This window comes from Campylobacter sp. (assembly GCF_052170435.1).
In the GTDB taxonomy this organism is placed as follows: domain Bacteria; phylum Campylobacterota; class Campylobacteria; order Campylobacterales; family Campylobacteraceae; genus Campylobacter_A.
This window is the reverse complement of record NZ_JBQNAN010000004.1, coordinates 30,530-43,221: the sequence shown is the minus strand read 5'-3', so window position 1 is coordinate 43,221 and position 12,692 is coordinate 30,530. Positions and strand designations below refer to the sequence as shown.

At 45.5% G+C, this 12,692-nt stretch carries 13 protein-coding genes; 8 read left to right on the top strand and 5 right to left on the bottom strand.

Annotation, left to right across the window (positions count from 1 at the left end):
* Window positions 1-54: 54 nt before the first annotated feature.
* From ACTTJF_RS02820 to rarD, 5 genes are all read right to left on the bottom strand, one after another.
* A complete protein-coding gene (locus ACTTJF_RS02820) occupies window positions 55-717 on the bottom strand; it encodes a hypothetical protein (RefSeq protein ID WP_315017026.1) in 663 nt (220 codons plus the stop codon).
* Between the two features lie 16 nt (window positions 718-733).
* Window positions 734-2,014: a dihydroorotase gene (locus tag ACTTJF_RS02815; protein WP_442550675.1), complete on the bottom strand. Its 1,281-nt coding sequence runs from the start codon at window positions 2,012-2,014 to the stop codon at window positions 734-736.
* Window positions 2,011-2,943, bottom strand: coding sequence for an aspartate carbamoyltransferase catalytic subunit (locus ACTTJF_RS02810; RefSeq protein WP_442550674.1), 933 nt, complete (start codon window positions 2,941-2,943; stop codon window positions 2,011-2,013). Before ACTTJF_RS02810 ends, ACTTJF_RS02815 begins: the two co-directional genes overlap by 4 nt.
* A gap of 66 nt (window positions 2,944-3,009) precedes the next feature.
* Window positions 3,010-3,468, bottom strand: coding sequence for a hypothetical protein (locus tag ACTTJF_RS02805; RefSeq protein ID WP_442550673.1), 459 nt, complete (start codon window positions 3,466-3,468; stop codon window positions 3,010-3,012).
* Window positions 3,469-3,498: 30 nt separating this feature from the next.
* On the bottom strand, window positions 3,499-4,389 hold the full coding sequence (gene rarD / locus ACTTJF_RS02800) for an EamA family transporter RarD (protein WP_442550672.1): 891 nt from the start codon (window positions 4,387-4,389) through the stop codon (window positions 3,499-3,501).
* Between the two features lie 163 nt (window positions 4,390-4,552).
* On the opposite strand from rarD, the gene ACTTJF_RS02795 reads away from it, so the two are divergent.
* The 8 genes from ACTTJF_RS02795 (at window position 4,553) to ACTTJF_RS02760 (ending at window position 12,652) form a co-directional block, all read left to right on the top strand.
* Window positions 4,553-5,890 carry a class II 3-deoxy-7-phosphoheptulonate synthase gene (locus ACTTJF_RS02795; protein ID WP_442550671.1) on the top strand — a complete coding sequence of 446 codons (1,338 nt, stop codon included), beginning with the start codon at window positions 4,553-4,555 and terminating at the stop codon, window positions 5,888-5,890.
* Between the two features lie 238 nt (window positions 5,891-6,128).
* A complete protein-coding gene (locus tag ACTTJF_RS02790) occupies window positions 6,129-7,079 on the top strand; it encodes an NAD(P)-binding domain-containing protein (RefSeq protein WP_442550670.1) in 951 nt (316 codons plus the stop codon).
* A 2-nt stretch (window positions 7,080-7,081) separates the two neighbouring features.
* Window positions 7,082-9,064, top strand: coding sequence for a vesicular transport factor Uso1p (locus ACTTJF_RS02785; protein WP_442550669.1), 1,983 nt, complete (start codon window positions 7,082-7,084; stop codon window positions 9,062-9,064).
* Window positions 9,061-9,756 (top strand): tRNA1(Val) (adenine(37)-N6)-methyltransferase, encoded by a 696-nt coding sequence (locus ACTTJF_RS02780; RefSeq protein WP_442550668.1) that lies wholly within the window; start codon window positions 9,061-9,063, stop codon window positions 9,754-9,756. Before ACTTJF_RS02785 ends, ACTTJF_RS02780 begins: the two co-directional genes overlap by 4 nt.
* On the top strand, window positions 9,753-10,130 hold the full coding sequence (locus ACTTJF_RS02775; protein ID WP_442550667.1) for a YkgJ family cysteine cluster protein: 378 nt from the start codon (window positions 9,753-9,755) through the stop codon (window positions 10,128-10,130). Before ACTTJF_RS02780 ends, ACTTJF_RS02775 begins: the two co-directional genes overlap by 4 nt.
* A complete protein-coding gene (locus ACTTJF_RS02770; RefSeq protein ID WP_442550666.1) occupies window positions 10,106-11,371 on the top strand; it encodes a tetratricopeptide repeat protein in 1,266 nt (421 codons plus the stop codon). The genes ACTTJF_RS02775 and ACTTJF_RS02770 overlap by 25 nt, the downstream gene beginning before the upstream one ends.
* Entirely contained in the window at window positions 11,368-12,153 is a 786-nt protein-coding gene (gene trpC, locus ACTTJF_RS02765) for an indole-3-glycerol phosphate synthase TrpC (protein ID WP_442550665.1), read from the top strand. The genes ACTTJF_RS02770 and trpC overlap by 4 nt, the downstream gene beginning before the upstream one ends.
* Window position 12,154: 1 nt before the next feature.
* A complete protein-coding gene (locus tag ACTTJF_RS02760) occupies window positions 12,155-12,652 on the top strand; it encodes an HIT family protein (protein WP_442550664.1) in 498 nt (165 codons plus the stop codon).
* The last annotated feature ends 40 nt before the right edge of the window (window positions 12,653-12,692 follow it).

The following is a 12,692-nucleotide window of genomic DNA, read 5'->3' as shown; positions in this document are numbered from 1 at the left end:
CTGTTTTTAAGGCAAAATAAATAGTGAAAGTTTATTTGCCTTAATCTTAAAATATTATTTGAAGTCATTTACTATTTTAAAAAAACGTTTTAGATCGTTTTTTATATTTTCTTTATGACGATATGTACGAGATATATACATTGGATGATAAAAGGTTTTTTCTATATTATTTTCATAAAATTTTTTTATTTTTGATGGCATTGACTCAAAAATATTTTGAGGAATTTTTCTTATATAATCATATTTATGATATAAAACATCATGAGAAAATCCTATATAGGTTGGTTTATCAGCTATAAAATCTGCAATATTTGGAGTAATAATATATGGATTGCTATCTCTAGGTATATTATTAAGAGTTTCGTCTAAGTTTGGATTGGCTATATTAAAAGCATTAAATAGTTGAACGACGCCGTTTAATTGTAGCGGTTTATCGGTAATATAACTGCCATTAAAAATTTTTTCGACTACTCGCATAGTAGTATCAACACTAAACTCATACCAATTTAAGTCATTAAATTTTCGCCCTTCAAAGGAATCATAAAAGGTTTTTATTGATCCCTTTGAAATTTCATCAATGTTTCCCACTGGCTTAGAGCTTCCAGGATTTGCCAAAATAATATTTCCAATATGTGTAAAACTATCTCCAAACTGCAAAATAGTATTTAGTCTATATTTAAGTCCATTAAATTCAAAATATTGTGCATATACTTTCACTTTCCATCTCATCCTTTTACGCTACGACGTTTGGAAACTCAAACACCGTTTTTCCGCTTTTTATCGTGATTACCGCCGCGCCTTTTAGCATCTTGCCTAGCAACGGGGAGTTTTGGGATTTTGATTTATTTAGGTTTTTGTCGTAGAGATACTCAAAGCCTGGATCGATTATCGCGATGTCGGCGAGGTAGCCCGCAGCGATCACGCCCTTGTCTTTTAGTTTTAAAATTTTAGCCGCGTTATAAGACGTCAGAGCCGCCATTTTCTCGTAGTCTATCACGCCGTCTCTAACTAGATCTAGCGTCATAGGCACGAGGGTTTGCAGGCCGAGGATACCGAAAGGCGCCTTGTCGAATTCTAAAAATTTCTCGTCGTTATGGTGCGGGGCGTGGTCGGTGACGATGACGTCGATGAGGCCGCTTTTTAGCCCCTCTCTGATCGCGTCCACGTCTGATCTGGTGCGAAGCGGCGGCGACATTTTAAAGTTCGTATCATATCCTAGCAGCTCGTCCTCGGTGTATGTAAAGTGGTGCGGAGTTGCCTCGCAGGTCACGTTTATGCCGGCCGCGCGAGCCTGAGCGATGAGCTTTAGCGACCACTCAGAGCTAACGTGCGCGATGTGGATGTGGCCGCCCGTGAGCTTGGCTAGTAGCAGATCGCGCGAGACCATGATTTCTTCTTGCTCGCGCGGCATGCCTTTGATGCCTAGTATCGCCGATACGCGGCCCTCGTTCATGTGGCCGCCGCGGCATAGCGAGCAGTCCTGGGAGTGGTTGATGACGAAGCTGCCGAAGTGTTTTGAGTATTCAAGCGCGTATCTCATCACGTCGCTGCTAGCTACGGGCAGGCCGTCGTCGCTAAACGCCACCGCGCCCGCCTGCGTCATATCGCCCATCTCTACGCACTTTTTGCCGTCCATCTTGCTAGTTATCGCGCCGATAGGCAGCAGGTCGATGAGGCCGCGAGCTTTTGCTTTAGCTACCATATCGCGCGTGACGACGGCGTTGTCGTTTACGGGATTTGTATTTGCCATCGGGCAGCAGGTGGTTACGCCGCCCGCGACAGCAGTCTCCGAGCCCGTGTTTATGTCGTCTTTGTACTCAAGGCCGGGATCGCGAAAATGCACGTGCATGTCGATAAGTCCCGGCATCACGAGCTTGCCGCTAGCGTCTATTATTTTATCAGCTGCTGGTTCGTCAGCCGTGATGAGAGCGATCTTGTCGCCGTCTATTAGGATGTTTGCTTTTTGCGAACCGTCGTGGTTTACGATCGTGCCGTTTTTGATGAGAGTTTTCATTTTGCGCCTTTGTTTTTGATGAGAGTATCTAGGATCGCCATCCTGACGGCGACGCCGTTTTCGACCTGATTTAGCACGTGCGAATAGCGCGGATCGTCGGCTACGTCGGAGTTTATCTCGACGCCGCGGTTTATCGGACCCGGGTGCAGGATCATAACGCCATCTTTGGCGTATTGCATTTTAGCTTGGGTTAGGCCGAAAAATTTGGAGTATTCGCGTACGGACGGAAATGCGATCTCATCATCCTGACGCTCGAGCTGGATACGCAGCATGATGATGACGTCCGAGCCCTCGACGGCCTCGCGCATATCGGAGCAAATTTGACAGCCGAAAGCCTCCATACCCGTTAAAAACATCGGCGGGCCAAAGAGTTTAACCTTGGCTCCGAGCGTTTTTAGGACGTAGATATTTGAGCGAGCTACGCGGCTGTGAAAGATATCGCCGATGATGGCTACCGTGAGATTTTCTAGGCTGCCGCGATTTTCCAGTATAGTAAAGAGATCAAGCAGCGCTTGGCTAGGGTGTTCGTTTAGGCCGTCGCCTGCATTTACGACGTGAGCGTCGGTGTTTTCGGCTATAAATTTAGCCGCGCCCGAGCTGTAGTGGCGCACGACTACGACGTCCGTTTTCATCGCGACGATGTTGTGGACGGTGTCGATGAGCGTTTCGCCCTTTTTGGTGCTGGAGTTTGAGGCGGTGAAATTTATAGCGTCGGCTCCGAGGCGCTTAGCCGCGATCTCAAAGCTCGTCCGCGTCCTAGTCGAGTTTTCGAAAAAGGCGTTTACGGTCGTTTTGCCGTAGAGCGACTTGGCTTTTTTGGTCTCGGAGTTGTTTAGCGCCTTAAACTCCTTGGCTAAATTTAGGAAATGATAAATTTCGTCTTTGGTTAAATTTGCAGCGGTTACGAGGTCTTTTTTGGTATAGCTCATCCGTTTTTTCCTTAGAAAGATAGAGTTAAATCAAAAAAGCGATATTACCCCGTTTTTACTTAAGGTTTAATTTTGCAGCTTGCTAAACTCCGCGCCCAGACGCTCTCTAATCTCGTCTCCTGTGCGCTCGCCGTCTTTGAAATTTTCGGTGACGAGATCGTCTAGGCGGCTAAGCACCTCAAAGAGCTCGCTTTCCCATTTGTCGGGGTTTCTAGCGGTGTTCATCGTCTCGATAAACGTCAGCTTTTTGCTCATCTCGCTTAGGCTTTCTAAAAATTTTTCCTTTAGATCCTCGTTTTTTAGGGCGTCGTCGTAGAGAGCTTTCATCTTTAGCTCTCTTAGCTCGCCGTTGATGATCTCGCAAAAATCCTTGTACTTTTGCACCGAAATTTGACGCGCAGCCTCGGGAGAGTTGTTTGCTAGAGTGCCGTTCTCGTCGATCTTTCTCGTTGTTTTTTGTATCTGCGCGTAGAGCACGAGCGCGGCTATGACGCAGATGACGGCGTAAAATGCGATAGATGACATTGTTTTTCCTTTTTTGATTTAAATTTGCGGTTATACTGAAATTTTGCTTTTTTTACTATAAATCGCGCTAAAGCTAACCACCGCAAGCGCGCTCCAGATCAGCAAAAACGACAGCGCCTTAAGCGCGCTAACTTGCTCGCCGTAGTAAAAAACGGCAAGCAAAAGCTGCATCGAAGGCGAGATATACTGCAAATAGCCGATCGTGCTCAAATTTAACCTAGTAGCCGCCGAGTTAAAAAGCAAAAGCGGCACGACGGTCGCAGGCCCGCAAAGAGCGATCAAGAGCCCGAACCACGAAAAGCTAAAGTGATTTTGCCCGCTAGCGGCTACGAAAAATAGCGCGACGAGCGCGATAGGAGCTATGAGCGCGGTCTCGACGAAAAGCCCTTCTAAAGAGGGCACGCTAAGGCGCTTTCTAATGAGCGAATAAAATCCAAACGTGATAGGCAAAATGATAGATATGATAGGCAGTCCGCCCGCGTCGTAAATTTGCACGCCGATAGCCGCAAAGACGATGCCGACGGCAAATTTGCCCGCGCGTGATAGCTTTTCTTTTAAAATCAGCACGCCAAGGAGCATATTTACGAGCGGATTTATAAAGTATCCAAGGCTAGTTTCTACTATCTTGCCGATATTTACGGCGTAGACGTAGATCCACCAGTTAGCAGCGATGAGAAGTCCCGTGACAAACAGCCAAAACGTAGTTTTTTTGTCGCTTAAAATTTTCTTTGCGGCGCCTAGTTTGCGGCTAAATTTAAGCAGTAAAAACAAAAGCAGCACCGACCAAAGGATGCGGTGAGCGACGATTTCGGTGGCCGAAAGCGCGCCAAGTTGTTTAAAATAAATAGGAAAAACGCCCCAGATAATAAATACCGACAGGCCGTAGATTAAGCCGATTTTGGTTTGATTTTTGTCCTTCATTTTTCCGCTTTTTTGGCGAAATTATATTTATTTGTCGTTAATCAAACCTTATATGGCTCAAAAAGGCGCAGCGAGGGCAAATTTGGGGCTAAAATTTGAAATTTTATCTGTAATAAAAGTTCTTTTAGCTAAAATCGGCGTTATTTTTAAAAAAGGTTTAAAGATGTGGAGTAGAGATTCGTGGAGAAAATTTAATATCTTGCAGCAGCCAAGCTATCCCGACGAGGCCTTGCTAAAAAAGGCCGAGGATAAGCTAAAGACGATGCCGCCGCTAGTTTTTGCCGGCGAGGCTAGAAATCTAAAGCAAGACCTTGCAAAAGTTTGTAACGGCGAGGCGTTTTTATTGCAAGGGGGCGACTGCGCGGAGAGTTTTGCAAATTTTAACGCCGTAAATATCCGCGATATGTTTAAGGTAATGCTACAAATGGCGATCGTTTTAACGTTTGCCGGACGCTGCCCCGTCGTAAAAGTAGGGCGCGTGGCGGGTCAATTTGCCAAGCCTAGAAGCTCGGACTACGAGGAGCAAGGCGGCGTAAAGCTACCCAGCTACCGCGGCGACATCATAAACGGCTTTGAATTTAACCCGGATGCCCGCGTGCCCGATCCAAACCGCATGATCGAGGCGTATTATCAAAGCGCATCCACGATGAACCTGCTTCGCGCCTTTTCTCGCGGCGGTCTAGCCGATCTACACGAGGTAAATCGCTGGAATCTTGGCTTCATCAAAAAGCCCGAGCTTGACGCTAAATACGGCGAGCTAGCTAGGCAGCTGAGCCAAACTCTAGCGTTTATGGGAGCTTGCGGTATAAATGCCTCAAATACGCCCGCACTTAGCGAAACAAAGGTTTACACCTCGCACGAGGCGCTTTTGCTACCGTACGAGGAGGCGCTCACTAGAGAGGATAGCCTCACCGGCGACTGGTACGACTGCTCGGCGCATATGCTCTGGATCGGCGAGCGCACGCGCGGCGTAAACGACGCCCACGTACATTTTCTAAGCGGCGTACACAATCCTCTAGGCGTAAAGATCGGACCAAACGCAACCGCACAGGACGTCATCGCGCTCGCAAATGCGCTAAATCCGCAAAACGAAGCGGGCAGACTAAACGTAATCATCAGAATGGGCGCGGATAAAATCGGCGAGCGGCTGCCTAAAATCCTACGCGAAGTAAAACGCGAAGGCCTAAATATCGTCTACAGCATCGATCCGATGCACGGCAATACGATAAAAGCCGCAAACGGCTACAAAACGCGCGAATTTGATAAAATCCTAGCCGAAGTGCAGAGCTTTTTCGAGATACATAGAGCCGAGGGTACGCATGCGGGCGGCGTGCACCTAGAGATGACTGGTCAGGACGTGACCGAGTGCACGGGCGGGTCGTTTAAACTAAACGAGGATGATCTCGCGCACAGATACGAGACGCAGTGTGACCCGCGCCTAAACGCCGACCAGTCGCTAGAACTCGCGTTTTTAATCGCCGAGTTTTTAAAGAAAATTTAGCTTTAGCGGGCGTAAATTTGATGAAATTTGCGCCCCTTTGAATTTGACGCGCTTCAAATTTGGCTCTCAAATTTACCGAATTTAAACAAGCCAAATTTGATCCCGCTTACCTTTTGTCTTTTAAATTTGACCGCTTTTTCTGCTTTTAAATTAAATTTACCCCAAATTTCGCGAATTTCTTAAAATTTAATACAATTTTCGCTACATTAATGAAAAATTATCAAATCGGAGAGAAACAATGAGCGATGTTTACGACATTATCGTGATAGGCGGCGGCCCTTGCGGCATCGCGACCGTCGTAGAGGCGAGAGCCAATGGATTAAAAAAAGTTTTGCTTCTCGAAAAGGGTGACAACCACAGTCAAACTATAAGAAAATTTTACAAAGACAATAAGCGCGTGGATAAGGAGTATAAAGGCCAGGACAGCACCATTCACGGCATCGTGTCCTTTGAAGACGGCACAAAAGAGAGCACGCTTGATTATTTTGATAAGCTACTGGATGAGGAAAAGATCGAGGCCGTGTTTAACTCTGAGGTCGAAAGCGTAAAGAAAAAGGACGGTTTGTTTTTCGTGCACACCGCAAAGGGCGACTATCAAGCCAAAAACGTGATGATAAGTATCGGTAAAATGGGACGCCCGAACAAACCCGACTACAAGATCCCGCCTTCGCTAAGTAACGTTATAAATTTTAATCTAAACTCCTGTTCTAGCGGCGAAAAAGTACTCGTAGTAGGCGGCGGAAACTCGGCCGTAGAGTACGCTATCGAGCTATGCCAATACAACAAAACTACGCTGGCCTACCGCAAGGATAAATTTAGCCGCGTAAACGACGTAAACGTAACGGCGCTATGGGAACTAGAAAAAGCAAATAAGCTAAAAGTGCGACTAAATCACGATATCACCGAGATCGAAAACGAATCGGGGCGCGTTAGAGTGCACTTTTCAAACGGAAAAATCAGAGTCTACGACAGGGTCGTCTACGCTATCGGCGGCTCGACTCCGGTGGATTTTTTACAAAAATGCGGAGTAGAGCTTGACGCAGACAAAGATCCGGTCGTAAACGAGCACTATGAAAGCAGCGTTCCTGGCCTATATATCGGCGGCGATATCGTACTAAAAAACGGCGGCTCGATCGTGCTCGCGCTAAATCACGCGCATAAGGTAGTCCAAGACATCAAGGAAAAATAGAGTTGAGAGCGTTAAATTTAGTTTTATTTTTTATCTGCGGTTGTTTGCTCACGCTGGGCGGGTATTATTTGTATTTCGAGTTTACAAAACCGTCTGCAAAGTCTACGGAACTCGCCGTGCAGATAATGAACGTCGAGGAGATACCTAAAAACGAGCGCGTAAATATCCCGATTAAGGAAAATTTAATCCCGCAAAGCCAAACCGCGCCGCAGGAGCAATACGCTAAAAATTTGGATGTAAACGATACGGACGTGCCTATTTTAGGCAATGAAACCGAGCTAAAAGAACAAATCCGCGTCCTGCGCGCTCAAAATAAGCTGCTTTATGACGACAACGTCGATCTAGTTGGTAAAAATCTCGAAATCTCAAATCTCTTAAACGATCAACAAGCCGAGCTGGAAACCAGACGAAAACAAGCCGCTAGCGCTAACGACAAACAACGTCTAAGCGCGATCGACGAGCTAAATAAAAAATTAGCCAAAGCGCAGGAAGAAAACGAAAAAAATAAAAATTTAGAGCAAAATTTGACTTCGCTTCGCAGCGAGATCAAAACTCTAAAAGCCGAGCTTGAAAAAAAGCAGAGCGAATTTGACAAATCAAGCGCCAAAACGCAAAACGAAAGCCAAAATGCGTTAAAACGGCTCGAGGCTCAAAACGACGAGCTGAAAAACGAAGCGACTTCTGCTAAAGCTAAATTTGAAAGCGAACTAAGAACTGCGACCGAAGAGGCCGCAAAACTAAAGAGCGAAAACGCTAGGCTAACAAACGAGCTAGGGCTAAAAGATGCCGAGATAAAAAGGATCGCGAGCGAATACAACGCTCAGGCGCTAAACGCTCAAAATTTAACCAAAAGCAGGATAACGGCTCTAGAAAAAGAGCAAAACGCGGACAAGAAAAAAATCAGCAAGCTTGAAGCAAGCCTTGAAAATGCAAATAAAAAAGCCGAGTCAAAAGCTAAGCTGAAGTCGATAAATAGCGAGCTAAATGCGACAAATAAAGAGCTGGTCGCAAAGCTTGAGAGAGAAAAAAAGGGCTTTGAAAAAGAGGTAGAAAAAATCTTAGCTATGCACAAAACGGAGTTTGAAAAGCTAAAAAACCAGCTCGAAAAAGAGCGTCAAGACACAGAGCGAAACGTAACCGAGCTAAAGGGTAAAATTTACGAGCTGGAAGATCAGGTTGCGAAAAAAGATAGCTCATTAAAAATCGCGGAAGCCAAGGTGGTCGATCTAAACGAGTCGCTAAATATCCAAAAAGAGCTGCTAGCAGACGAGATCGCCGCGAGCAAAAAAAACATCCAAAACTATAAAATTTTAAATAATAAAATCACGACCTTGGTCGAAAACAATATCAAAACCGCCAAGGAAAATAAAGAGCAAATGGGCGCTCTAAACGAGCTTGTAGCGAAAAAAGACGCAGAACTAGCGACTCTAAAAAAACAGATGCAAGACGGAGCAAAGGATCTAAGCGATACGAAGGAAAATTTAGCCAAAACGAGTTCGCAAAAAAACATCGCAAAGGGCGAGGTGGCGCAAATACTAACCAAAAATGAAGAGCTAATGAGCGAAAATGAAAATCTAAAAAAGATAATCCAGCTAAATTTTAGAGCCGAAGTGCCTAAAAAGGTAGTTTTCATAGCATCTGTTGAGTGCTCGGACATGAGCGCGGGCTCGGACAGACCGACGCAGGTTTGCAAAAACAAAGTAAGCGATTTTTTGCAAAGTTATAATTCAAATTATTATTTTGAAATCACGCCGATCGTGAGCCGCGGCAACTTTATCGCCACCTCAAAAGCGGCCAAAGCTATCCCGCAGGACGAGCTAGAAAAGATCGACTCATATGCGAATTTCGGTATCGGAAAAGAGCGCGCCAAGGTCGCAGGCGAGATGATAAAAGACGAATTCGGCGACTTTTCGCGGATATCGTATAGCAACGACATCGTCACGTCTGAAGATAAGCAAGGATTTATCATCAAGGTATATAGATGATAATCACCCAGCCCAAAAACGGCTATCGCTATAACAGCGATACGATGTTTTTGTATGATTTCATCCGTGAGGGCGGAGCGCGCGGCGAGGTGCTGGACGCGGGTTGCGGCAGCGGCGTTTTGGGACTGCTTTTAAAGCGCGATTTTCCCAAAATTTCGCTTAGCTTGCTCGATATTTTAGAAGCTAACGTAAATTTAGCCGCCGCAAATGCTAGCCAAAACGGACTTGAAGCCGAGTTTATAACGGCTGATTTTGCTAAATTTAAGAGTGAAAAAAGATTTGATCTCATCGTCTCAAACCCGCCCTTTTACCACGACGGCGCGAAAAAAAGCGAGAACGAGCACCTTCGCACCGCTAGATATAGCGAAAATTTACCTCTTAGTAAGCTTGTGGGTAGCGCAAATTCGCTTCTAAAGCCGCGCGGAGTTTTTAGTTTTTGCTACGACGCTAAGCGTATATCTGAAATTTTGCTTTGTTTAGCGGAGTTTAAATTTACGCTTACTAGGCTTTGCTTCGTGCATCCAAAAGCGGACGCCGCGGCAAATTTAGCACTCATCGAGGCTAAAAAAAGCTCAAAATCTTTGACTCAAATTTTGCCTCCGATTTTCGTTTTTGAAGGCGGAGTTTATAGCAAAAAAGCGGCCCAAATTTTTGCTGCGGCAAATACTCAAAGCAAGGACGCCGCGGAGTGAATTTGCTAAGACAAAGCGGTTTTGGTTATGAATTTGACGCTAGCAAGTGTGAGCGGTGCGGCGGTAAATGCTGCACTGGCGAGAGCGGCTATATATGGATAAGCTCGGCAGAAATCTCGGCGCTGGCGGAATATTTAAAAATAAGCGAGGATGAGTTTAGATCGCGATTTTTAGATAAATTCGGATATAAATTTAGCCTCAAAGAAAAGCCCTACGACGGCGGATTTGCGTGCGTATTTTTTGACGAAACGGCAAAAAACTGCTCGGTTTACGACTTTAGGCCGAGCCAGTGCCGCACCTTTCCGTTTTGGGACTATTTTAAGGATAAAATCAATGAATTGGAGAAGGAATGCGCGGGAATAAGGCGATTTTAAAATTTATATTGGCGGCCTTGCTTGTTTGTTTTGCTACCGCCAAAGACGGTTTTGACGAGAATTTATACGTTATCAAGGCGCTTTTAGCGGTTGAAAACGCCAGACATGACGAGGCGACCGAGCTTTACGAGCAGCTTTACGAAAAAACTAAAAACACGGACTATCTAAAAGAGGCGCTCAGGCTCGCTTTTTTTTCTAAAAACGTAAATTTTAAAAGTATTTTAGCACTCAGCCAAAAGGTACTAAAAGACGACGTGGACGTGCTTCGCATACAGGGCGCAAATTTGGTGAGCGAAAACAAACTAGACGAAGCTGCAAAGATAATGCAAGAGCTGGTCAAAAAAGAGGACGTCTCTAAAAACCATGTCATGCTCTCTGCCGTCTACTCGATGCAAAACGACAACAAAGCTGCTCTAGGCGAGCTCGAGCGTGCATACGAGCTAGATAGGAGCGTGGAAAATTTGTTGAGAATAGTTGATCTTTTATACAATAAAATGAACGACAAAAAAGAGGCGATCAGGCATCTGGAGAGCTCGCGCCGTATCGACGGCTGCGAGGTCGAGACCTGCACGGCGCTAGTAGATATCTACGCACAGGACGGCCGCTACTCCGATATGATCGATGTTTACGAGGGGCTTTTTGAAGCGACGAAAGAAAAAATATATCTCGAAAAGGCTCTTGGCGTCTATGTCTATCAAAAAAACTACGACGGTGCGATCAAATTTTTACAAAAATACTCCTACAACGACGACGCTTTGATGGATCTTTACGCCGCGACGGGGGATTTTGCTAAGGCTTATAAAAAAGCGCAAGAAGCCTTTGATAAGAGCTTTAATCTCGAATACCAAGCCAAAATGGCGATATATCAATACGAAAGAGACACAAACAAACAAACCAAAAAGATAGATCAAGATAGCCTAAAGCAAGTCATAAATAACTTTGAAAAATCGGCCGTAAAGCTAAATAACGCGCTATATCTAAACTACTACGGCTACCTACTCATCGACCACGATATAGACGCGAAAAAGGGGATAGATCTGGTAAATAAAGCCCTCGAGCTAGAGCCGGGATCCGTCTTTTATCTAGACTCGCTAGCGTGGGGATACTATAAGCTAGGCGAGTGCAAAAAGGCCGACGAGATAATGCAGCAAGTCCTGCACGACGAGGAATTTATAAATTCGCCCGAGGGCAAAGAGCATATAAAAGCTATCAAAGAGTGCCTAAAAAAAGGTAAAAGATGATACTGGATAAAATAATCAAGCAAACCAAAGAGGACTTGGATTTGCGAAAATCGCAAACGCCTTTTGAAAAGCTACAAGAGCTCGCAGCGAAAAATCCGCGCGAGATAAAAGACGCGGTAAAAGCGCTAAAAAGTAGCGCAGACGAGCCGTATCGCATCATAGCCGAGGTTAAAAAAGCAAGCCCTAGCAAGGGGCTGATAAGAGCAAATTTTGCGCCCGTAGAGATAGCAAAAGAGTATGAAAAAGGCGGCACGAACGCTATCTCGGTTCTAACCGAGCCGCATTTTTTTAAAGGAAATTTAGAGTATCTGGCGGCCATCAGACGCGAAAGCTCGCTGCCGCTGCTTCGAAAGGATTTTATCGTAGACGAGTATCAAATTTTAGAAGCGCTCGTTTATGGAGCCGACTTTATCTTGCTTATCGCAAAGGCTCTTAGCGCCGATGAGCTAAAGCGGTTGCTTGATTACGCGCGCTCTTTGGGGCTTGAGGCCTTGGTCGAGACGCACGACGAGGAGGATGTGGAGAAGTCAAATTTCGCATGCGCAAAGATAGTCGGAGTAAATCACCGAAATTTAAGCACGTTTGAGATGGATATGAGCCTTTGCGAGAAGCTGTTTTCTAAAATCAAAAATGCAAGCGTAATCGTCGCAGAAAGCGGCATCTATGAGCACTCACAGCTAAAAGAGCTTCACGTGCAAGGAGCCGACGCGTTTTTGATAGGCGAGCATTTTATGAGGCAAGAGGACTTGGCAAAAGCCGTAAAAACCGTAAAGGAGGGCTGATATGGAGCACATTTGCGCACCTTGGAGGAGCGAATATTTTAGTAAAAAGGAGCAGGGCTGCGTCTTTTGCAACGTCGTAAATCATCCCGAAAAAGACGCCGAGACTGGCATTTTGTTCCGCGCAAAGCGGTGTTTTGGGATCATGAATCTCTACCCGTATACGCCCGGACACTTTATGGTGATACCGTACATACACACCGATAATATCGAAAGCCTAGACGAGCAAACGTGGTCGCAGATGAGCGCTTACGTGCGCGAGGGCGTTAAAATTTTAAAACACGAACTAAACGCGGCGGGCGTAAATATTGGGATGAATCTAGGCAAAGCAGGGGGTGCGGGCATCGCAGAGCACGTGCACTATCACCTAGTGCCACGCTGGAGCGGCGATACGAACTTCATCACCTCCATTGCCGAGGTGCGCGTAAACGGCGTGCCTTTTACTCCGCTTTACGAGAAGCTAAAGGCCGCGTTTGCGGGCGTTTGCTTTAATGATCGGTAAATTTATTTTTACCAAATTATTTTTTGGTAGAATTATCAAA

Excerpts from the sequence above, each read along its gene's own strand:
- ACTTJF_RS02815 (WP_442550675.1), bottom strand. The coding sequence starts at position 2,014 with ATGAAAACTCTCATCAAAAACGGCACGATCGTAAACCACGACGGTTCG.
- ACTTJF_RS02770 (WP_442550666.1), top strand. The coding sequence starts at position 10,106 with ATGCGCGGGAATAAGGCGATTTTAAAATTTATATTGGCGGCCTTGCTT.
- ACTTJF_RS02790 (WP_442550670.1), top strand. The coding sequence starts at position 6,129 with ATGAGCGATGTTTACGACATTATCGTGATAGGCGGCGGCCCTTGCGGC.
- ACTTJF_RS02780 (WP_442550668.1), top strand. The coding sequence starts at position 9,061 with ATGATAATCACCCAGCCCAAAAACGGCTATCGCTATAACAGCGATACG.
- trpC (WP_442550665.1), top strand. The coding sequence starts at position 11,368 with ATGATACTGGATAAAATAATCAAGCAAACCAAAGAGGACTTGGATTTG.
- rarD (WP_442550672.1), bottom strand. The coding sequence starts at position 4,389 with ATGAAGGACAAAAATCAAACCAAAATCGGCTTAATCTACGGCCTGTCG.
- ACTTJF_RS02795 (WP_442550671.1), top strand. The coding sequence starts at position 4,553 with ATGTGGAGTAGAGATTCGTGGAGAAAATTTAATATCTTGCAGCAGCCA.
- ACTTJF_RS02805 (WP_442550673.1), bottom strand. The coding sequence starts at position 3,468 with ATGTCATCTATCGCATTTTACGCCGTCATCTGCGTCATAGCCGCGCTC.
- ACTTJF_RS02810 (WP_442550674.1), bottom strand. The coding sequence starts at position 2,943 with ATGAGCTATACCAAAAAAGACCTCGTAACCGCTGCAAATTTAACCAAA.
- ACTTJF_RS02760 (WP_442550664.1), top strand. The coding sequence starts at position 12,155 with ATGGAGCACATTTGCGCACCTTGGAGGAGCGAATATTTTAGTAAAAAG.